Annotated in this window: 21 protein-coding genes; 10 read left to right on the top strand and 11 right to left on the bottom strand. The window is 38.8% G+C overall.

Annotated elements, in window-relative coordinates; genetic code table 11:
* Positions 1-34: 34 nt before the first annotated feature.
* The gene (gene putA / locus CXF76_RS18040; RefSeq protein ID WP_024592081.1) at positions 35-3,838 is read right to left on the bottom strand and encodes a bifunctional proline dehydrogenase/L-glutamate gamma-semialdehyde dehydrogenase PutA; all 3,804 of its coding nucleotides are present in this window, start codon (positions 3,836-3,838) and stop codon (positions 35-37) included.
* 169 nt (positions 3,839-4,007) lie between these two features.
* Between putA and CXF76_RS18035 the strand changes: the two genes are divergently transcribed.
* Positions 4,008-4,490: a winged helix-turn-helix transcriptional regulator gene (locus tag CXF76_RS18035; RefSeq protein WP_024590009.1), complete on the top strand. Its 483-nt coding sequence runs from the start codon at positions 4,008-4,010 to the stop codon at positions 4,488-4,490.
* A 78-nt stretch (positions 4,491-4,568) separates the two neighbouring features.
* Here CXF76_RS18035 and CXF76_RS18030 read toward each other — a convergent pair whose 3' ends face one another.
* The 7 genes from CXF76_RS18030 to CXF76_RS18000 all read right to left on the bottom strand — a co-directional run bounded on the left by CXF76_RS18030 (position 4,569) and on the right by CXF76_RS18000 (position 12,402).
* Positions 4,569-5,558, bottom strand: coding sequence for a sensor domain-containing diguanylate cyclase (locus CXF76_RS18030; protein ID WP_024609015.1), 990 nt, complete (start codon positions 5,556-5,558; stop codon positions 4,569-4,571).
* 205 nt (positions 5,559-5,763) lie between these two features.
* A complete protein-coding gene (locus CXF76_RS18025; protein ID WP_024590008.1) occupies positions 5,764-6,141 on the bottom strand; it encodes a DP-EP family protein in 378 nt (125 codons plus the stop codon).
* A gap of 16 nt (positions 6,142-6,157) precedes the next feature.
* A complete protein-coding gene (locus tag CXF76_RS18020; RefSeq protein WP_024609016.1) occupies positions 6,158-9,412 on the bottom strand; it encodes an nSTAND1 domain-containing NTPase in 3,255 nt (1,084 codons plus the stop codon).
* Positions 9,413-9,580: 168 nt separating this feature from the next.
* Positions 9,581-10,411: a mechanosensitive ion channel family protein gene (locus CXF76_RS18015; RefSeq protein ID WP_008167991.1), complete on the bottom strand. Its 831-nt coding sequence runs from the start codon at positions 10,409-10,411 to the stop codon at positions 9,581-9,583.
* Positions 10,412-10,449: 38 nt separating this feature from the next.
* Entirely contained in the window at positions 10,450-11,193 is a 744-nt protein-coding gene (locus CXF76_RS18010) for an LrgB family protein (protein WP_024592978.1), read from the bottom strand.
* Positions 11,186-11,539 carry a CidA/LrgA family protein gene (locus CXF76_RS18005; protein ID WP_024609017.1) on the bottom strand — a complete coding sequence of 118 codons (354 nt, stop codon included), beginning with the start codon at positions 11,537-11,539 and terminating at the stop codon, positions 11,186-11,188. Before CXF76_RS18005 ends, CXF76_RS18010 begins: the two co-directional genes overlap by 8 nt.
* Before the next feature lie 71 nt (positions 11,540-11,610).
* Positions 11,611-12,402, bottom strand: a complete 792-nt coding sequence (locus CXF76_RS18000) for a crotonase/enoyl-CoA hydratase family protein (protein ID WP_024609018.1) — start codon at positions 12,400-12,402, stop codon at positions 11,611-11,613.
* Positions 12,403-12,769: 367 nt separating this feature from the next.
* Here CXF76_RS18000 and CXF76_RS17995 point away from each other — a divergent pair, with 367 nt between their 5' ends.
* Genes CXF76_RS17995 through CXF76_RS17985 form a run of 3 tightly spaced genes read left to right on the top strand, consistent with a single transcriptional unit; the run spans position 12,770 to position 14,453 of the window.
* Complete coding sequence (locus CXF76_RS17995; RefSeq protein ID WP_007581697.1) at positions 12,770-13,090, top strand: HI1450 family dsDNA-mimic protein; 321 nt, start codon at positions 12,770-12,772, stop codon at positions 13,088-13,090.
* A 42-nt stretch (positions 13,091-13,132) separates the two neighbouring features.
* A complete protein-coding gene (locus CXF76_RS17990) occupies positions 13,133-13,945 on the top strand; it encodes a DUF481 domain-containing protein (RefSeq protein ID WP_010553209.1) in 813 nt (270 codons plus the stop codon).
* A 25-nt stretch (positions 13,946-13,970) separates the two neighbouring features.
* Entirely contained in the window at positions 13,971-14,453 is a 483-nt protein-coding gene (locus tag CXF76_RS17985; protein ID WP_008168001.1) for a hypothetical protein, read from the top strand.
* A gap of 42 nt (positions 14,454-14,495) precedes the next feature.
* Here the strand turns inward: CXF76_RS17985 and CXF76_RS17980 are convergent, their stop codons facing one another.
* Together CXF76_RS17980 and ygfZ are read right to left on the bottom strand one after the other, a co-directional pair.
* Positions 14,496-14,981, bottom strand: coding sequence for an FKBP-type peptidyl-prolyl cis-trans isomerase (locus tag CXF76_RS17980; protein ID WP_007581704.1), 486 nt, complete (start codon positions 14,979-14,981; stop codon positions 14,496-14,498).
* A 12-nt stretch (positions 14,982-14,993) separates the two neighbouring features.
* Positions 14,994-15,905: a CAF17-like 4Fe-4S cluster assembly/insertion protein YgfZ gene (ygfZ, locus tag CXF76_RS17975; RefSeq protein WP_024609020.1), complete on the bottom strand. Its 912-nt coding sequence runs from the start codon at positions 15,903-15,905 to the stop codon at positions 14,994-14,996.
* 164 nt (positions 15,906-16,069) lie between these two features.
* Here ygfZ and CXF76_RS17970 point away from each other — a divergent pair, with 164 nt between their 5' ends.
* Together CXF76_RS17970 and CXF76_RS20825 are read left to right on the top strand one after the other, a co-directional pair.
* Positions 16,070-16,321, top strand: a complete 252-nt coding sequence (locus CXF76_RS17970; protein WP_007581709.1) for an FAD assembly factor SdhE — start codon at positions 16,070-16,072, stop codon at positions 16,319-16,321.
* A 55-nt stretch (positions 16,322-16,376) separates the two neighbouring features.
* Positions 16,377-16,733, top strand: a complete 357-nt coding sequence (locus CXF76_RS20825; protein ID WP_024609021.1) for a hypothetical protein — start codon at positions 16,377-16,379, stop codon at positions 16,731-16,733.
* Here CXF76_RS20825 and nadB read toward each other — a convergent pair.
* Positions 16,708-18,318, bottom strand: coding sequence for an L-aspartate oxidase (nadB, locus tag CXF76_RS17960; protein WP_007581714.1), 1,611 nt, complete (start codon positions 18,316-18,318; stop codon positions 16,708-16,710). The two genes, CXF76_RS20825 and nadB, sit on opposite strands and share 26 nt — an antisense overlap.
* Positions 18,319-18,564: 246 nt before the next feature.
* Here nadB and rpoE point away from each other — a divergent pair, with 246 nt between their 5' ends.
* From rpoE to CXF76_RS17940, 4 genes are read left to right on the top strand one after another with little or no spacing between them, the layout of a single operon-like run.
* Positions 18,565-19,146 carry an RNA polymerase sigma factor RpoE gene (rpoE, locus tag CXF76_RS17955; RefSeq protein WP_101164296.1) on the top strand — a complete coding sequence of 194 codons (582 nt, stop codon included), beginning with the start codon at positions 18,565-18,567 and terminating at the stop codon, positions 19,144-19,146.
* Position 19,147: 1 nt separating this feature from the next.
* A complete protein-coding gene (locus CXF76_RS17950; protein ID WP_007581717.1) occupies positions 19,148-19,765 on the top strand; it encodes a sigma-E factor negative regulatory protein in 618 nt (205 codons plus the stop codon).
* Positions 19,766-19,769: 4 nt separating this feature from the next.
* Complete coding sequence (locus CXF76_RS17945; protein WP_007581719.1) at positions 19,770-20,720, top strand: MucB/RseB C-terminal domain-containing protein; 951 nt, start codon at positions 19,770-19,772, stop codon at positions 20,718-20,720.
* A gap of 19 nt (positions 20,721-20,739) precedes the next feature.
* The gene (locus CXF76_RS17940; protein WP_101164295.1) at positions 20,740-21,189 is read left to right on the top strand and encodes a SoxR reducing system RseC family protein; all 450 of its coding nucleotides are present in this window, start codon (positions 20,740-20,742) and stop codon (positions 21,187-21,189) included.
* Positions 21,190-21,314 lie beyond the last annotated feature (125 nt).

Below are 21,314 nucleotides of genomic sequence, written 5' to 3'. Positions count from 1 at the left end.
TTTTTTATTTTTTAGTTAAAAAGCATTAGCTTAATTATTCATCATCTTCAACAAGCGTCATTAGTGATGTGTTACCACCTGATGCTGTTGTATCAATACTGATTGTTTTTTCAGTAATAAGACGTTTGATTAATGTATCGTAATACTCAGAGCTAATTACCGGTAAAATAGCACCTTTACGCTGTGCAAGCTGTTGGCTAAAGTAGCCTAAGCGAGACGAACGAGCAGCAACTACCGCACCGGCTAAATGAGGGTGCGCCAAAATAGCTTGTAACTGATTAGGTTTAGCTACTTGGAAAACACCTTCTGCAACACCTGTAGAGATAAATTTATCTTTAAAGGCAACGGCTTCATCATAAAACAGCTCAGACGCTACAGTAATTACCGTATTACCTGCGGCAATAGCAGTGATGATAGACAATGCCCAGAAGTTAAATGATGTGCTCTTATCTGCATAACACACTACACAACCACGTGCTTCTAGATGAAGTGTATTAGACTCACCCGTTGGCCCAGGCAGGGTAGTAAACTTACGCATGTGCTTTTCAAGGCGGTTAAGCTGTGCACGTGCTTCTGATAATGTTAATGCTAAGTCGTCTGCTAAATCGTCGATAATTTCTACCGTCGCGATTTTAGCAAGCAACTGACGTACAGCCGAAACACGGTCGTTTAGTGGTGTTGCGCGCCAGATTTTTTCATCGCGCATTGAGTTGGCCATTAGCTTTTTAACTTGCTCATTCGCACCGCTGTAGTGGTGCAAATCAAGTTCGTCAGGCGTTAGGTTAGTCATTTGTACGTTATCTGGTGATGCTTTTTCTTTTACTAAACGTTGTAGGTAGTTAGGGCCACCGGCTTTAGGGCCAGTACCTGATAAACCACGGCCACCAAACGGTTGCACACCAACAATGGCACCAATCATGTTTCGGTTAATGTAGACATTACCCGCACGTGACATTTTAGCAAGGTACTCACAGCGCTCTTCAATACGTGAATGAACACCCATTGTCAGACCATAGCCTGTGTTATTTATTTGATCCATCACATCATCAAGTTCATTCGATTTAAAGCGAACAATATGAACACATGGGCCAAATACTTCACGTTTAAGTACTGATAAGTCTTTGATTTCGTATAAACGAGGAGCAAAAAAGTATGCGCCATTTTGTGTATTATCAGGAATTTTACATTCGTAATGAAGTATAGAATTACCTTTTAAGTACTCAACGTGCTCGTTTAAGTTTTTAAGTGCTTTTTCATCAATTACCGGACCAACATCAGTTGATAGTAACGATGGATCGCCAATGTGTAACTCAGCTAGAGCACCTTTAAGCATTTCGATAATGCCATCTGCTACGTCATCTTGAATGAATAAAACACGAAGAGCAGAACAACGTTGGCCAGCACTTTGAAAACCAGAACTGATCACATCATCAACTACTTGCTCAGGAAGCGCCGTTGAGTCAACAATCATACAGTTTTGGCCACCTGTTTCTGCAATTAACGGTACTTGAATGTCGTTACGTGCAGCAAGTGTTTGAGAAATTAATGTGCCTGTTTCAGTAGAACCTGTAAACATAACCGCTTGAATGCGCTCATCAGGAACAATTGTTTTACCTACTTCTGAGCCGCGAGCGATAACCGGTTGAACAACGTGCTCAGGTAAACCAACAGATAGCATTAGTTCAATGGCACGAAGGGCGATTAAACTTGTTTGCTCAGCAGGCTTAGCAATTACAGTGTTACCTGTAACAATCGCAGCAGCAACTTGGCCTAAGAATATTGCAAGCGGGAAGTTCCACGGGCTAATACATAAAATAACGCCACGGGCTTCAAAACGTTCATCTTTAGACAACTCTTCAGCGCGCGCTGCGTAGTAACGACAAAAATCAACCGCTTCACGTACTTCATCAATACCATCTTGCGCTACTTTACCCGCTTCTTTAATACAGATAGCGACTAGTTCGTCGTGATGACGTTCTAAAATGTCAGCAACGCGGCGCAGTAAATTAGCTCGCTCTTTTACTGGTGTTTGTGACCATGATTCAAGTGCCGCTTCAGCGTTAGCCAGTAATACTTTCATCTCTTCGCCAGTTTGTAACTTAACGTGGCCGATGATTTCTTTGTGATTTGCTGGGTTTTTAACAGCCAATGAGCCTTCTGGTACTTGGCTTTGCTCAATTAAGTGCTCGTTAAACCATGTTTCAAGATTCTCTTTGAAAGGGGTAATAACATTAATATCGGTTAAATCCATGCCTTTAGAGTTAGCACGTTCTTCACCGTATAAATCAATTGGCATTTTGATTTGCGTATTGTACTTATTACGCAAGCCTTGCAATGTTTCTACAGGGTCTGGTAGTAATGATTCAACAGGTTTTGTTGTATCTACAATCGCGTTCACAAATGATGAGTTAGCACCATTTTCTAACAAACGACGAACAAGGTAAGCAAGTAGGTCTTCGTGTTGACCAACTGGGGCATATACACGACATTGAATTTTTTCTTCGTTAACGATTTGGTCGAATAAAGATTCACCCATACCGTGCAAACGTTGAAATTCAAAACCGGTGTTGTCGCCTTTCGCTACTTCTAAAATAGTCGCGGCAGTGTAAGCGTTGTGTGTTGCAAACTGCGGATAAAGTACGTCGCGCGCTTCAAGCATTTTAATAGCACATGCTTTGTAAGAAACATCGGTTGTTGCTTTACGGGTAAATACAGGGAAATGCTCTAAACCATCTTGTTGTGTGGTTTTGATTTCAGTATCCCAGTACGCGCCTTTAACTAAACGTACCATCATTTTACGACCAACACGGCTTGCAAGGTCGGTTAGCCATTCAATTACAAAAATAGCGCGTTTTTGGTACGCTTGAACCGCTAAGCCAAATCCTTGCCAATCACCAAGATCTTCATCACTAAATACTGCTTCAATTACATCTAATGAAATATCTAGACGGTCAGCTTCCTCAGCATCAACGGTAAAGCCGATATCGTATTTTTTAGCTGCAAGCGCAAGCTCTTTTAACTTTGGTACAATTTCTTCCATCACACGGTCTTTATGAGTGAACTCATAACGAGGATGAATAGCAGAAAGCTTAACTGAAATGCCAGGGCTCTTAATTGGACCACGACCATTTGCCGCTTTACCAATAGAGTGTATAGCATTCATGTAGCTGTCAAAGTAACGCTTCGCATCTTTCATTGTGCGCGCGCCTTCGCCTAGCATATCGTAAGAATATACATAACCTTTTTGCTCTGTATCGGCAGCACGTTCAATTGCTTCGTCAATGGTACGACCCATAACGAATTGCTTACCCATAATTTTCATAGCAAAATTTACAGACTTACGAATAACTGGCTCACCCAAACGACCAATGGTCTTTTTAAGCATGCCGAACTGTTGTTCTTTCGTTTTGTCTGTGTAGTTAACCATTTTACCGGTAACTAATAATCCCCAAGAAGACGCGTTTACGAATAAAGAATCGCTGCTCCCTAAATGGGAGCTCCAATCACCTTTCGCTAACTTGTCGCGAATCAGTACATCTTGAGTTGCTTTGTCTGGAACTCGAAGCAGTGCTTCGGCCAAACACATTAATACAACGCCTTCTTCACTAGAGAGTGAAAATTCATTTAAAAGCGCATCAACACCGCCTTGCCCATCTTGCTCTTTACGAATGTTTAAAACAATCTGGCGGGCTCTTTCCCAGGCACGACTTCGTGCTTTTACGCCTACTTCTGCAAGCGGTAAAATATGATCAATAACCGCATTTTCATCTATGCGGTAGAAGTCACGGATTCTTTGTCTAATAGGACAAATCGTTGTTAAATCGCCGTTGAATAACATAAGCAACCCTCAGGAGTGTTAAGAATTAAAGTAAAATTAATTACCAATAAATTACCAGTGATATTGTGAGTGCATTCTAATTAAATTTCAGCAGAATATGCTGGTTAAATTTCGCGTTTTACGATAATTTACAGGGCATAAATTTAACTTATCCGCATAAAATTCTGTTATGACAATTCCAAATAGATTACGCATGCTAGATCGTATTGATTTAGCCATACTAGACGTTCTACAAAAGAACGGCAGAATTTCAAATGTTAACCTCGCAAAACAGGTTAATTTGAGTGCAAGCCCGTGTCTTGATCGTGTAAAACGATTAGAGCAAGAAGGCTATATCGAAGGCTACTACGCTAAGCTTAGCGAAGCAAAGCTTAATCAAAGCTTAGTAGCACATGTTCAAGTGTCGCTTGTTGCTTCAAATACAGCAGTATTTAAGGTATTTAGAGAGCATATATTAAGAATACAACAAGTCGTTGAATGCGACATGGTGGCAGGCGGTTATGATTATTTATTAAAAATCCGCGTGTCTAATATGGAAGAATATAGACAAGTTCTTGGCGACTTAGTCGATATTCCCGGCGTGGGCACTCATCATACTTATATGGTGATCGAAAAGATTAAAAAAGACGAAGGGCTGCTAATCGACATTTAAGCTTTTCTCAAGTAATAAAAAACCGCAATTGCGGTTTTTTATTTTAGTAGATAAAGGCTATACCAAATAGTTAGTACATCACCTTATACATAATTTATTACGACCTTCCGACTTCGCTCTATATAAAGCCGTATCAGCCGCGCATATTAATGCCTCAGATGTTCTGTATTGATTATCGTATTCACACGCTAAACCCTGGCTTACACTTATCTTTACATTCGCTGGCAAACCAATATCTCTAAAATTAATGTTGAGTATTTTTTCTTGAATACGTTTTGCGATCATTTCTGCATTTGAGACATGTGAGCGGGGTAATACAACAGCAAACTCCTCACCACCATAGCGTGCTACTAAACTATCTTTTGAGGGGAGGCAGTCTTCAATTGTTTGAGCTACTTTTTGCAAACATTTATCACCCTTTACATGACCAAAATTATCATTAAACAGTTTAAAAAAATCAATATCGATCAAGATAAAACTCAAAGGCTGTTTGTCTACTATGCATTCTTGCCAATTTTTAATAATCGCCTTTTCTAAAGTGCAGCGATTAGCGACGCCTGTAAGGTGATCTATTTTGGCTATGTTTTCGAGTACTTTATACTTTTTAACATGCCTAGAAATATCATGCATAATACAAATAAATAGAGGGATATTGTTTGTAGTTGATGCGGGTATACAAGAAATTGAGAGCTCTATATCTAAACAGTTACCATTGTTTTTTATTATTTTAACTTCTTTCGGGCCATGATTGAGTGGTGTTTGATAGTTGTTTTTCCAACTTTCAAACATGTATTGATAGTCATCGCGATACTGTTCTTGTAAACAATCTTGCCATTTTTTACCTATTAATGAGTCAGACGTAACATTAAAAAAACGAGCTGCAACGGGATTTACTGATTCAAACACTCCATCTGCATTAACAATAAAAATAGCATCGGCCATGACATTAGTGACATTAATAATTGCGCTTATTTTTTCATTGTTAACGGTATTAGAAATGCTGCTGATTAATGCAGATACAGCGTTGTCGGTGTTGTTTGCTCTGCTATTTTCATTATTGTTAGACATGGTGTTGCTCATTTTTATTGTTAATGAAACTTTATGTCTAGCAGTTTATTTAATTTATGTTTTTTAAACCTTTCGGTAACCTTCTTTTTTAATTTGTTGATTTTATTTGTTTTTATTGAAGTGTGTCAGTGCTTAGCTAAAAGGTAGTTAGGTTATAAATAAATTGCACTGGGGAAATTATGCTTGTGCAATTTAAAATCAATAATTAATTTTTGTCTTTATTTATAACTTGTGGGTCAGGGCTTGAATAAGGTTTATCATTACACTCAACGTTAAATATTAAACATGCAGTGCCTGAGTTTTTTGCTGTATCGGTGACGGTGATTGCTTGGCGGTTATCACTAAGTTCATAACTGAAATCTTGGGCACATGTTCCGATTTTATTAGTAATTGTAGCCCCCGTGAAAAAAAAGCCTAGCCCAACTGTTACAGGAGTTAAAGTGTAAGTACCTGCAGTTTCGGCTCTTACTGTACCGCCGCCGTCAACGGCTTTACCATTTTCTGTATAGCTAAAAACGGCCTCTTTTTTATCGTTAAACTCAATATGTACTTGAAAATCGACTTTTTCTAAGGTGGTATTCATGTTATTTCCTTTGTATTTATAGTTTAAAGTCAGTAATGCCTAGTTTTATCAGGCTTGCTGTTATTGCTGGTATTTCGTTTGCTCGGTTTAAGCAGGTATATGCTTGTACCTGCGGGTACTTTACGTGAATACTTTGGTTTATTTTTACTGTTTGAGTAATAGCTTTAAGCGCATTTACGCAAAATTGCTCTCGCTGTTCGCTGGTCGAAGCTAATTTAGCTTTGAGCAGGTTTATATTTATGGGAGCTAAGTTATCTCTATTCTTCATTTTATTGGTTATGTAACGTTTATATTCGCCATCATTCTCAAGGGTTGTTAATAACTCTTGCGCTTTAAGAGGGAAGTTTCTGTCAATAAAATAGCGAGCCAGACTAATTTGTGTATTAATAGAATTGATACTATTAAAACCTTGTGATTTTAAGAAGCTAATAATTTTTCCTATTCTTGAATCTACTTTTTTGTCATAAGACAACATTATTAATTGCGCTAAAGAGCGATAATACATATGTTGAAATTCATTATTTTCTGGATCTTGCTTTAAAGCCTCATTTATATTTTCATTCGCAAAGCGAGCTTTTAAATAGGCCATTTTTTTATCAGGTAAATAGCTTAGTAAATAGCCTTGTTGCATATATATATTTGCTGACATATAAAAAAGACTCGCGTCATCAGGGTAGTGATTAGCCACCTTTTTGACCACAGCAACTGCATTGTCCAATATATACACTGCAGTGTTGAAGTTACCAAGCATACCTTCAGTTTTTGCAAGCCAACTAAGGGTATCTGCTTTATCACGCAATAAGTTTTTATTGTTGGGCTTTAGCACAAGCGCTTCGTTTTTAAGAGTAAGTGATTCGGTAAAGCTCTGTTTTGCCGCTTTATAATTAAATTGTTTTAAATACAAAGATCCCAGCGAATTATGTGAATACGACAACTCCATAATGGAATTAAAATCATTCGCTGCTAATGAATACATGGTTTCGCTATACATATGGTACTTTTTAAATAATGGCTCAGTGGCAGCGTAATCACTTTTATCATAATGAAGCTGGCCTAACCAAAAGGCATTGGCACCCGCAAGCGTTAGTAATTCTATATTGTTAGGCTGTATTTTTAATAATGCCTCAAGGCGGGTGCGGGCGTTTTCAAAGGCGGTAAAGGCTTCATCGGTTTTACCCCGTGAATAAGCTACTTCACCCATTGCTTCGAGGGTTTGTGCGTACTGGAAACGGTTGTTAAATTGTGCTTTATCATCGCTAAAGCTAAAGAGTGAACCTGATTCGTCTGTTTGATTTGTAAAATATTCAAGTGCTTTATTACTAATACCATCAAGTAAGTCCATACGCTTTACGCTACGCAGTTTGTCGGCAAAGTCACCCACCATAAACCCCAGTAAGCTTTCGGCCTCAAGCTGTTTTTTTTGCGCATGTTGCTGGGCCTTAAAACTAGTAAAGCTCATTAATAACGCGGTGAATGTAAGTAAGCACAATAAAGCAACGGTCACTCGTTTTACTCTTATTTTTGCTTTTGTTTTTTTAATAGAGCTTTTGATAAGAGCGTGCTCGTTATCATCTAATTTAAACAGTTTGTCGTTAAGTAATAGCTGCGCTTCTTGTAGCGGTTTACCTGGCGCTAGGAGGTAGGCACTACTTTTACCTTCATCTATCCAATTTTGCGCTTGGTGTTGTAAGCGGCTTTTTATTGCTAAGGCATCTTTATGGTCATTAATCCATCGTTTTGCGCGCGGCCATTGACGTAATAATGCCTCGTGAGCAAGGCTAAAACAGGCTTCTTGATTTTGTAAATGCGATACAAATAAACGGCTATCGACCATGGCTTGCACAAGCTCTTTTTGGCTTGTGTTCGTTAATGTTTGCCAGCGGGCAGCGCGGCTCGTAATGGTTTTACCATCTGGATTTAAAGTGATCAGCTGTGATAATACGCTTTTTAGTTGCTGTTGTTGCTCGTTGCTGAGGTCAATAAATATATCTTCTGCTTTTTTGCCTATGGCTCCCTCAATACCCCCGAGTTTTGTGTAAACACTGTGCAGTAGCTCGTTATTATCACTGCGCTGTAAGTACAGCTCTTGCAATGTGTATTGCAGCATGGGCAGTGCGTCAGGGTTATTGGCTGTATCGGCGCACAATATTTCATCCAGTGGTGTTTGGGTTTGTGGGTCATTGGAGAACGTTAAATTAGCGGTTAGCGCTGGCAGGCGAATAATTTGTTGAAGCTCTTGGCGATTTGGCGGTGTTAAATCGTAGTGCGCGCCATGAGCTTTGCCTGCCATTAGACTTGGTTGTTCAACCACTAAAGGGTAAAAGTCGTTACGACACGCACTAAATACAATCACAGTTTTAGAGGTTGCTAAGCGCTCAATAACTGATAAAAAATGGCTGCGTGTTTCGCTACTAAATAAAGGAGAAGAAAGCAGTACTTCTAAGCGGTCAATAAATAAAAATAACTGTGGTGTTTTAAGTTGTGTAGAGGCTTTGCTAAGTGCAATTTGTATGGCGTTGATTACGCCATCGATTGCCAATTCTAGTTGCTCTGCCAGTGTTTGCGCGCTTAATCCTTCAAATACAGGAAGGCCATTTATATCCCAATCAAGCAATGCAGAAGCTAAATCTAAAAAAAGTCTATTTTTATGAACATCTGCAAAGTCGAGTTGGCTATAAGAAATAACCCCAATGCCGTTATAGCCTCGCTCATCTAGCAGTTTTGGTAAAATCCCAGCATTAACAAGCGAAGATTTACCCGTACCGCTAGGGCCAAGTATTAAGCAAAAAGCACGACCAAATTTAACTTGGCTCGATATTCTATTGAGTAACGTTTCTATAGATTGATTGCGGCCAAAAAATAGGTGTGTATCGCTTGGGTTGTAGGCGCTTAATCCTAAAAAAGGAGAGCCACCTTGCCATGTGTTTTCACTTTTTTTTATATCTTCAGCCAGAGGAAACTCAAGTTTTGCAATAACGCGGTAACCACGTTTGCGAATAGTTTCTATGTAGGTGGGTTCACTTGCTTTATCACCGAGGGCTTTTCGTAACTGGGTAATTGTTTTATGCAGCGGGTTATCGCCTACCTCAACATTTTTCCAGCATTGATCTAATAGCTCGTCAGTAGTAACAATTTCGCCTTTTTGGAAGCAAAGATGAACTAACACATCCATGGCTTTTGGTTCTAACTGTTTATTTTTTTCTGCACGCTGAAGAGTATTTGACTGGGGATTGACTTGCCAATCACCTAAATAAAAAGGGCTGCGATTCATAATGGCTCATTATTGTTATTATGTAATTAAAGCGAGTGATTAGCCGACTTTTTTAACCAAGTCTTTATATTACAGATAAAATAACAAACAGATAAGGAGTTTTTACGCAGTAAAAGAAGTTTATTGATGTGGGTAATTCAATATTGAATTACCCACTGGATTTTATGACTATATATCGCTTTTATTTATAGTAATGACGCGTTGAGGGAATGGGATTTCAATATCAGCGTTATTAATTGCTTTATAAACACCGCCATTAATAGCCAGCTTGGTTTCGATAATTTTAGTAGTAGGTACCCAATATCGGTAGCTTATTGTAACACCGCTATCGGCAAAGCGTTCAATACCCACTTGTGATAACGGATTTTGTGCGACTAATTCGTGTGCTTTAAGTACGTCTTCAATAAGGCTAATCGCGTTATCAGAGCAAGCACTATAGGCTATATCTATTTCACCTTTGACCAATGAGTAACTAAATGAGTTATGAAGTATTTCACCTACTATGTGCTTATTTGGAATGGTGATTTCTACTTTTTCTTCATTGATTAAAATAGTGTAGCCAAGCTCAATTGTTTTAACTTGGCCGCTTACATTTTTAACTTCAATAGTATCACCAACAACAAAAGGTCGAGTGGCTATAATGGCAAGGCCCGCACCATAGTTAGAGAGCATTCCTTGCAGCGCTAAACCAGCACCTAAAGATGCAGCACCAATGGCTGCTACAAATGGCGTAACGCTGATACCTATTTTGCCAAGTGCAATAATTATAACCATTACAATTAGCAGTACTTTTACCACGCTACTGACAAAGTTAGTGAGCGTAATGTCAACGTTATGACGGGTCATTAAGGCTGCTACAAATTTGGCAAGCTTTTGTGCTATCCACAAACCAATGAGGACGATAAAAATAGCGCCAACAATTTGCATACTGTAGGTAACCATATACTCAGTAAGCATGGTGTAATATTTTTCAAACTGTTCGATTTCAGAACTGATCATAAAGCGCTCTATGTTAGGGCTATGTTGTATTTTTTCAACTATAGCAAAATGTTGACTAAAAATGGATATAACAGCGGCACTATAATCGCTGTTAATAAAGCACTTAGCGCCATTGCAACTGAGGAGTAAGCGCCTACTTTTGGATGCTCAGCAATAGCAGCAGCAGTCCCAATTGCATGACAAGCTGTGCCCATTGCAACACCTTGAGATTCGTGATTAAAAATATTAATGAGTTTAAAAAGCATAAAGCCAAATAAAGCGCCTAGTAAACCAATAAAAATAACTAAAGCCGCAGCAAGAGAGCTAATTCCCCCTAATGAATCAGTGACAATTAAAGATATTGGGGTTGTGACACTGAGTGCGGCAACAGATGCACTTAGCTGCGCAGGCGCATTAAATAATATGCTTAGCAAAAATGCCACAACGGTTGCGTTAACAATACCTAAGCTACATGTTGCGACTATGAGTAATAGGTTTTTTCGTACGTGTGTAAACTGCTGATATAAAGGAAGTGCTAAAGCTACAATCGCGGGCTCTAATAACCAGCTTAGTAATTTGCTGTGCGAGGCAAATTGCGTATAAGGCAGATTTAGGTTAATTAGTAATAAAGCGATAATACTAATACTTAAAAATACGGGGTTAGTGAGCGATTTAAATACGCTGTTTTTTATACTTTGGTTTACGGCCCTTAGTGCTAAAAACAATACAATAATAAAAGGAATACTTAGCCACCATAAATTAGGCTGTAGCTCTGAAATAGCGGAAAAAGTAAAATCAGTCATTATTTTCTCTTCCCTTAAAGTTCGCAATTACACTGCTAACAAGCAACAAGGTAGTTATAGGGACTAGCACCACAACTGAGGCTAAAAATGCCCAGTGCGATTTTATAAGGCCGAGATGTTCAATAAATCCCACACCCGCAGGAATGAAAAAGATAGGCATAATATTTAAAATAGGGGAGGCGCATGGTTTTACATGTTGCTCTTTTACAATACCCGATAAGAGTAAAACTAATAAAATAACCATAGCAAGTAACGGTGCAGGAAAGCTTCCACCAATAAAGTGCATAATGAGTTTAGCGCAGGCTAAACAGAGTAAAATAATAGCGCTACTGAGCAGATATTTCATCAAAGTGGCTCACAGAAAAGATAAGAGCTTAACTTTAACAAATCAAACTCTTTTATGCATTGTGCAATAGTCTACCAGTGCTTTGTATTTGCGTAGGTTGTATCTGCTTTTCCTTTTGCTTTAGCAATTGCTTTTTTAGTGTTTGGGTTTAGCAATAAGCGAATTTGGCTGAAGGTTTCTTTAGCGAGTATTTTTCGTTGGTTTGGTTTATAGCTAAGTTGTGTAACACGTTTAATAGCAGCAAGCGTATCGGGTGAGCGCTCAAGTAATGTATTGAGCATGTTTTGCGTGGCTTGCTGAGTATCATCGGTAAGCTGAGTAACCAAACCTAGCTCATTTGCTTGGTGTGCTGTGATTGGGTTTGCGTGGCTCGCAAGCCAAAGTGCTTGGTCACGCTTAACTAAACCGCTCATCATTACATTCGCTCCCATATCGGGGCACAATCCCCAACGCGCTTCCATAATGGCAAGTTTGGCATCAATATGAACAACCCTGTAATCTGCCCCCAAAGCTATTTGCAAACCACCCCCTAAACAGTTGCCATCAATTTGTGCAATAACGGGCACACTCAGTGACTGCCAGCCTAATACTACTTTTTGCGCTAAATTTTGATTGCCAGGTAACCATTTAAGCAATAATTTCACTATGTTCATTGGTGTAGCCATTACTGCAGATATATCAAGGCCTGCACAAAAATGCTCGCCATCGCCTTTGATTACCACAGCACGAATACTGCGATCTCTTTTTATATTTTTAATGACTTTGTTTAGCTCTACAAACATTTCAAAGCTTAATGCATTTTGTTTTTTTGCTCTGCTAAGCGTGACGGTTGCAATGCCATTTTGTTTTTCTAGTTTTATCATTACACACTCCTCTGACCTGTTGCTTGAGCTTATGTTGTTATAGGAATTAAGTAAAGTGACGGTATTTTTTAAATAAATGGAATTTATTGCTAAAGCCGTAGTCTTAAAGGATTGGTTTTAGATGAGAAAAAGCTAAACAATTCGAACCTAAGATAATAAAAATATTTTACGTTGTTATTTTAACTAAAATAATAAAAGTAATCTTTATATTCAATAGGTTAGGTAAGTTGTTATTTATCGTTTTAGTTGTATGATGAATAAAGCATGACTCGGTTACAAAAAAGTCAGTGTTTTACGCTTTTTTTTATCAAAATGATGATGAGATTTGATAATATAGCGCAACTTAAAAGCTTAAGGTTAAGCACATATGTCGGGTCCACGTTTATATACGGTAGAAGAAGCTACTCACCAAGCTTATGATATTTTTTTAGAGTTAGCGCCAAATAACTTGAGTGAAAAAGATGTTGAAGACTTTAATGAGTTTAGAGAAGACCTAGGCTTTATTGAAGAAGACGAGCCAGATGACCAGTGGCAAGACTTTGTAGCCCTTGAAATAGAGCCAGAGCACTTTATTCAGGTGTTGGTTGGTTTAGAATTTGAAAATGATGATGTTTTGTTTGCTAAAATTTTGATTAGTCGTGATAAAGATGCTCCGTTTTGTCATATTTTATGGAAAGAAACTGAATAAGCAATACTGCTTATTTTTATAATTGTGTGCAGAGAGAGTATTGTGCGTAAGTATTTATTTTTAATTTTTTTAATAATTAGCTGCCCAAGTTGGGCCGTTGATCCATTTGAAGATTTTCATGAATATGGCAAGCTCTCTGATGAAGAAATTCATGAGTTACACAAAGGTGACATGTTCTACGGTGATACTGAATTTGGCTTTATTCTAAGTAAAGGTAACACCAATTCGACCAGTTTTAAGCTCAAAGGTAATTTATACCAAGACTTTGAAAAGTGGCGTAACCAATTTAAAATAGACTCTCTTTATAAGCGTGATGAGAACGATGAAAGCGGTGGCACTGATGTTACAGCTAATCGTGTTTTTGTATCAGCGCAAGGTAACTATAAAGTAGGTGTTAAAAACTCCTCATTTTTTATTTACGGTGATTACGAAGAAGATGAGTTTAGTGGACTTGATTTTAAAAGTACGGTGGCGACAGGCTATGGTGCGCGTGTATATCAAGGCTCTAAAAACAAAGTAGATATTGATATAGGACCTGGCTTATACCGTTCAGTAGCCGATGAAGATTCGGATGTGAGCGAAGATGAAATTAATAAAACTGGTTATTTAGTACGTGTTGCAATGCAGTGGGAACGTTTGGTTTCTAAGCGTACTCGTTTTAATCAAGATGTGAGTATAGAGCAGTCGCTTTCAGGTCTTAATTCTCGCTTAAAATCGGAAACCGCACTGATAAGCCAAGTGATTGGTGCGGTATCACTCAAATTTACCTACATGTATCGTTATAATTCAAAACCCGAAGATGATAAACTCAAGTTTGACTCAGAGCTGAGTGCTACATTGGTATACAGCTTTTAAGTATTTATTTAATTTAGAGAATATTATGTATCAGCATAAACAGTATGCGGTGTTTATCTTTTTTGTATTAGCGTGGATAGGCGGTTTTGTAGCGCTTGCATGGAACTTGTTAGGCGCTGATGGTCCTTTAATGATATTTGCTGGGATTTTAGTGCTGGTGGGCTTTTTGTTCCATGGTCTAACAGTAAAAGTAGATGATAAAAAAATTAGCTGGGCGTTTGGCCCAGGCGTTGCAGGGCAAAGCATTGAGCTTGGCGAAGTAGTAGAAGCTAAGGCAGTTCAAAACTCTTACAGACACGGTATTGGTATGCGAATTACTCACGATGGTTGGGTGTATACAGTATCTGGCTTTAGTGCAATACAGCTAACGCTTAAAGATGGCACTTTGTATCGAGTTGGCACAAACGATCAAAAAGGTTTACTAGCCGCTCTAAAAGAAAAGAATGTATCAATCGCGCTGCCTAGTAAGGCAAAAACTGAAACGGTTAAGCGCAACAATATGATATAAAAAAAGCGCCCTAGGCGCTTTTTTTCTTGGTTTAACAGTATATTAGTGGTCGTGACCACATCCACCTTCACCATGTACATGACCATGAGTGAGTTCTTCTTCGGTTGCATCACGTACTTCTAGTATCTCTACATCAAAGTTAAGTGTTATGCCTGCAAGTGGGTTATTACCATCTACAATAACTTCTTCATCTTGGATATCGATGATCATTACTGATTGGTCACCATCATCTGTTGATGCACGAAATTGCATGCCGACTTCAATTTCCATACCTTCAAACATCGACTTAGGTACAGCTTGCATTAGGTTATCGTGGCGTTCGCCATAACCTTCATCAGGTTCAACTTTTACGCTAAGTGTGTCGCCTGGTTGCTTGCCTTGCAAAGCATTTTCTAGGCCTGAAATTAAGTAGCCTGTGCCAATGATAAAGTGTAGTGGCTCACCACCGAACGAATTATCAATGCTATTGCCATCATTATCCATTACCGAATAATGCATTTTTACCACTTTGTTTGCCGCAACGATCATAGTCATTCCTATTTATTCATCTTCAAGAGAGTAGGGTAGAGGCAGAATGCTTAGCTCCACCTGAGGTGTGTGTTTTGCACGAAGTACCTGAGTTACATCAGTATCGTTTGGCAACACAACGAGGCCTGTTAATTTATTTGTTTGTTCATTAAAACTTTGTGCAATTAGTTTACCCGCACGGCGCCAATTTTCGCCTAATTGGGTTTCTAAATCGGGCTCTGAAAGTATCCCTTCGCTTTGACCTGAGACTATATACATTGCACGCTTATTTTTACCTAGGTACTTCATGCGAGCCACAGTTTCTTGACCGGTATAACACCCTTTTTTAAAGCTTATACCGCCAATAGCATGTAGGTTTACCATTTGAGGAACATACTCGCCAATTGCATCTGCACTTAACTGAGGTTCACCTGCAAGCATAGATGCTTGTTGCCAAGGAGCTTCGTTATCAAGTGTAGATACGTCATCAGGCATACTAAACTGGCTATCGACCATTAATAAAACACGGTTATCAGCTAATTTTAGTGCTTTACCGCTTTCAAAGTCACACGCGCTCGCATCACCTTCAAAGTTAATATCAAGTTGTGCGAGTACACCCGATAAATCATCACCAATGAGACCAATTAATCGCTTTGAACATGCACTAATGTCAACTTTTGCAAATACGGCATACTTTTTTAGCTCAGCTAACGATTTTTCTACTTCGTTTTCGCTGCCTGTAAGGTAGTAGCTGTCTTGATAAGTAAATAATTTAAATACGCCCCAAAGTTTACCTTTAGCGCTGCAATGGCCAGCCCACAAATAATTACTGCTGGTTAATTTATTTAGATCTTGAGTGATTTGCCCGTGTAAATAAGATAATTTATCAGCACCGCAGAGGCTAATAAGTTGATGAGATAACGGACATGCATAAACGCTCGACATAAAAACCTTCTTTGCAATATAAATGAAGTGACATAATAACGCAGTTGTTACGTATGGTACAGACAAGCGCTTATTCGTGCGGGTTTATTCTTTAATGAGAGATTAATAGCTGCTAAATAGGCTTGTGTTTGTTAAACTCGAGTCAATTAAGTATGAGGTTTAAAATGGTTGAAATTCATAGTAAAGCACGTATTCGTTGGGCTTGCCGTCGTGGCATGTTAGAGCTTGATGTTTTGTTTATGCCGTTTGTTGAAGAAGCATACGACTCTTTAAGCGCAGAGCAACAGGCTATTTTTCAGCGTTTGCTAACAGAAGAAGACCCTGACTTATTTGCATGGTTTATGGGTCATCAAGAATGTAAAGATGAGCAGTTAAACGGTATGGTTTCGCTGATCTTAGACCGAGTTCGTGTATAGGTTTACAGTTACTAATAATAACGCTGACCACAAACCTATTGTGGTCTTTTTTTGCATGCTCATTTTAATATTATGTTTATTTTTAGATTCGCTACTAGCTATGCTTTTTTGTTTGATAATTAATATATTAGCTGGCTTTTTAGTGTGGCAAAAAGTGTTGGCAATTCATCCAAATCACGGCGTTATAATACTAGAACCCAAGCTATTTAGGTTTGAGGGTGAGGGTTTGAAAATTCAGGGTGAAATTAGTAAAAAAAGCCGTTTTTATGGCAATAATATATGGCTACATATTAAAGGTTTTAGTAACAACCATTGGCTTATAATTTCAGCCAATGGTGTTAATGAACAAAGCTATGCGCGTCTAAAACGTGCTACTTTAAGCGCGATTAATTGCGTTTTGGAGTCAAAATAGTCGGTGTTGGATTTTCATTTTGTTCAGGGTAATCAATAGTATAATGCAGGCCTCTGCTTTCTTTTCGTTCCATTGCACTTCTAATAATGAGTTCTGACACTTGTACTAAGTTACGAAGCTCAAGCAAGTTATTACTTACTCTAAAGTTTGCATAATAATCGTGTATTTCTTGCTGCAGCAACTCAACCCTATGCAGTGCACGTTCTAAGCGTTTAGTAGAGCGTACAATACCTACATAATCCCACATAAATAAACGTAGTTCATGCCAGTTATGGGTAATAACAATTTCTTCATCAGAGTTACTAACACGGCTTTCATCCCAATGAGGTAGAGCCATTGGCTCTGGTGCATGTTCAATTTTACTTAAAATATCTTTAGCTGCAGCGTGGGCAAATACAATACATTCTAATAATGAATTACTTGCCATACGGTTTGCACCATGTAGGCCTGTGTAAGCGACTTCGCCAACAGCATACAAGTTATCGAGATCTGTTTTACCGTTAAAGTCGGTCATTACGCCACCACAAGTGTAATGCGCAGCAGGTACAACTGGGATTGCTTCTTTTGTTATATCAAGCCCTACACTTAGGCATTTTGCGTAAATAGTAGGAAAGTGCTCAATAATAAAGTCTTTATCTTTGTGGCTAATATCTAAATAAACACAATTAGCACCTAAACGCTTCATTTCAAAATCGATTGCGCGTGCCACTATATCGCGTGGAGCAAGTTCTTCACGACTGTCAAAATCTTTCATAAAACGAGTGCCATCAGGTCGTTTTAAATAAGCCCCTTCACCGCGCATAGCTTCTGTAATTAAAAAGTTTTGTAGCTCTGGATGATAAAGGCTCGTTGGATGAAATTGATTAAATTCCATATTGGCAACTTTACAGCCTGCGCGCCATGCCATTGCAATGCCATCACCACTTGATACATCTGGATTAGATGTATACAAATACACTTTGCTTGCGCCACCAGTAGCAAGAGCAACAAATTTAGCTGAAATGGTTTCTACCTTTTTAGCTTTTTTGTTCCACACATACATACCTTCAATGTGTGAGCCTGTTTTTCCGGCGCTTTTATCTGTGATTAAATCAATAGCATTGTATTGCTCTAAGAGCGTTATATTCTTATGAATTTTAACTTGGCTAATAAGCGTGGTTTGCACAGCTTTGCCAGTAGCATCGGCTGCATGCAAAATACGACGATGGCTGTGACCGCCTTCACGTGTTAAATGAAAACGCTCTTTTCCTTTGCTATCAAACTCCATATCAAAGGGAACACCTTGGTCGATTAACCACTGTAGGCAATCGTGAGCATTGCTGGCAGTATAATGAACAGCGTCTCTGTCGCATAAACCGCCGCCCGCATCGAGTGTATCTTCAACATGAGATTCTATGCTGTCGTTTTGTTTATCAAATACAGCTGCTATACCACCTTGAGCATATAAAGTAGAACCTTCTGTAAGCGCTCCTTTACTGATCACGGTAACGTTACAATAATTAGCTAGAGATAATGCAAGTGATAAGCCTGCTGCGCCGCTACCTATAATAGCGACATCTGCAATGTGATGTTTATTTTGGTTCATGTCAGAGGTACTTTGCGGTTACAATGCTCGTATAGAGCAATATTTGTTTTTAATATCTGTAGTTGTACCATATTTGTCATACTACTACGTAGTGATTTTAAAGGCTTAGCGCCGTTATTTATCATCTATTTTATAAAAAAATAATATTAAGCAGAACTTTTTATTCATAAAGAGGTCAGAGTATTTGTGAACAATGACGACAATATGAATAACAAGCAAAAATCAGACATAGGAGTACCGGCTCGAATGAGCGAGCAGGAATTAGATTTAGTGCTAGTAAAAAGGGTCCAGCAAGGAGATAAAAACGCCTTCAACCTATTAGTAAAGAAGTATCAAAACAAAATTGCAGGTTTGATCTCACGTTATGTATCAAACCAAGGCGATATTGCTGATGTAGCACAAGAGGCTTTTATTAAAGCTTACCGTGCACTTCCTAACTTTAGAGGTGACAGCGCCTTTTACACGTGGTTATACCGTATTGCCGTTAATTGTGCTAAAAATTACTTAGTAGCCCAGGGGCGTAAGCCGCCAGCAAATGATATAGACGCTGAAGATGCCGAGTTTTATGATTGTGCAGATTCAATGCGATCTAATGCATCTCCTGAAAACCTACTTTTAAGCGAAGAAGTACGCGCTGTTATTTTTAATACGATTGATAGTTTGCCTGAAGATCTTAAAACCGCAATCACCCTTAGAGAAATCGAAGGGATGAGCTATGAAGAAATAGCAGTGGTAATGGATTGCCCGGTCGGGACTGTGCGTTCGCGTATATTTCGTGCCCGTGAAGCAATAGATAACAAATTAAACCCATTAATAGGCGAGTATTAGTATGACAAAAGCACACCTTAACAAGTTAGATAACGAAGCGTTATCGGCATTACTTGATGGCGAGCAACATCTGACTGATGCAAAAATTGCAGAGCAAGATGTAACTACGTTTGGCCGTTATGCGTTAATTGGTGATGCGATGCGTGCTCAAAAAAATAATAACGACATACATATTGATATTAGCGATCGCGTTGCATTAGCACTTGAAAGCGAGCCTGTTTATGCTGACTTTAGTCAGTCAAAAACACAGCCTCAAGCAATCACTGAGACGGTACAAGATAATAAAGTAGTGGCTTTTAATTGGCGCAAGCCAGTTGCTCAACTAGCAATTGCAGCCAGTGTGGCAATGTTTGCTATTGTGGGCGTTAATACGCTTCCTCAAAGTAACAACGAGCAACAAAGCGAAATTCCATTACTACAAACCACACCGCTGACAGGTATGGCGTCGCCAGTAAGTTACTCATCTGAGCCTGCGCTTGAAAATGCAGAGCAAGGTTTACGTGAATTACAGCAACAACGTATTGGTGCATTAGTTCTTGAGCATCAACGCCAAGCACGAGTTGCGAATTCTTTAGAAACAGCGCAAACTAATACCAAAGCGTCTGAGGAAAAAAACTAATTAAATGAAAGTAATCACTTTTGTTCTGTCGTTGGTAGTAAGCTTTAATGCATTTGCCAACGACACAAATCCTGCCAAAGATTTATTACTAAAAATGGCTAATGCCGTTCACACCCGTAATTTTGACGCTTCGTTTGTGGTTGTCAAAGGTAAAACAATGGAACCCTACCGATGGGTGCATGCTTTACAAGGTGATACAGAACTTGAGCATTTAAGTTTACTTAATGGTGCTGGGCTTGAAATGGTCCGTATTGACAACCAAGTTACTTATTTTGAACCTCAGTCAGAACCATACTCCCTAAAAACAGATTCAATAGCGGGTCCAATCCCTGAAGTGCTTTTTAAAGACATAGATCGCTTAAGCGCGCACTATGATTTTGTACTAGGCGGGAAAGGTCGTATTGCAGGGCGTGCTGCACAACTAGTTCGCATAGAATCTAAAGACGAGTATAAATATAATTATTGGATTTGGCTGGATATGGAATCGTCGTTATTACTAAAAGCCGCGTACGTTAACCATGAAGGTGAGGCCTTAGAGCAGTTACAGCTTACTCACATTAGTGTGACAGAGCAGCCAGCAGGTATGTTACTTGAAGTGCTCAATCGAAACTTTCCAACGCCTTTACCAAACGATGCACTTATAAACGAAGACAGTACAGCTACTAACTGGCAAATTAGTTGGTTACCGGATGGCTTTGAATTACTAAAATCAGACAGACATAAGCTCGATTTAAATAACGAATTAACAGACTATTACTTGTTCTCTGATGGTTTTGTTGAAATTTCGGTATTTATTCAGCGTCCATTACCGGGTAAGCGTTTAAGTGGTGCACTAACCTCTGGTGCAACGACAGTATATGTGCATAATGGCGGTAATTTTGATGTATCGGTTGTTGGTAATGTACCGAGTATGACCGCAAAAGCGATTGCTGAGTCAGTTACCCGCGCATTATAAACGATTCGTAAGGATTGTTATGATTGAACAAACCCTCACTGTTGTGGCCCTCGATGGCCACATTGCTCATTTAGAAGCACAACAAAAACAAGCTTGTGAAGGCTGCAATGGTCGTTGCGGCTCACAAGTGTTTGGTAAGCTGTTTGGCACTGCAAAAAAAACCTTCCCTTATAAATTTGAATCCTCTGTTGAAGTAGGACAAAAGGTAACCTTGTCACTTGATGATAGTCACGTCGTTAAGCATGCATTTGCGGTATACATGCTACCACTGCTTTTAACTCTGGTTTTTGCACTGATTGCAGCGCAATTATTTATGGCTTGTGAAGGTTGGCAAATTTTAGCTGCAGCTTTAGGTGGTGTTACTGGTTTCTTTATAGCTAAAACTCGCGTGAAATCGCTAAAGCACGATATAAAAGTTATAAAAATTCACCCAATTAGTATCCCTTTAACTCAAATAGATGGTGATTGACGCCAATTAAATGTAAAATTGCCGTTTTATACCAAAGTAACTTGGAAATACAGGGAATAGTGGTTTTTTAAATTATTTTATCTAGCTGAATTATGTAAGTTAAATAAATTTAACTTATTGTTATT

The organism is Pseudoalteromonas sp. 78C3, assembly GCF_002836695.1.
Classification (GTDB): domain Bacteria; phylum Pseudomonadota; class Gammaproteobacteria; order Enterobacterales; family Alteromonadaceae; genus Pseudoalteromonas; species Pseudoalteromonas arctica.
The sequence above is the reverse complement of the archived record's forward strand: the minus strand, read 5'-3'. Positions and strand labels throughout refer to the sequence as shown.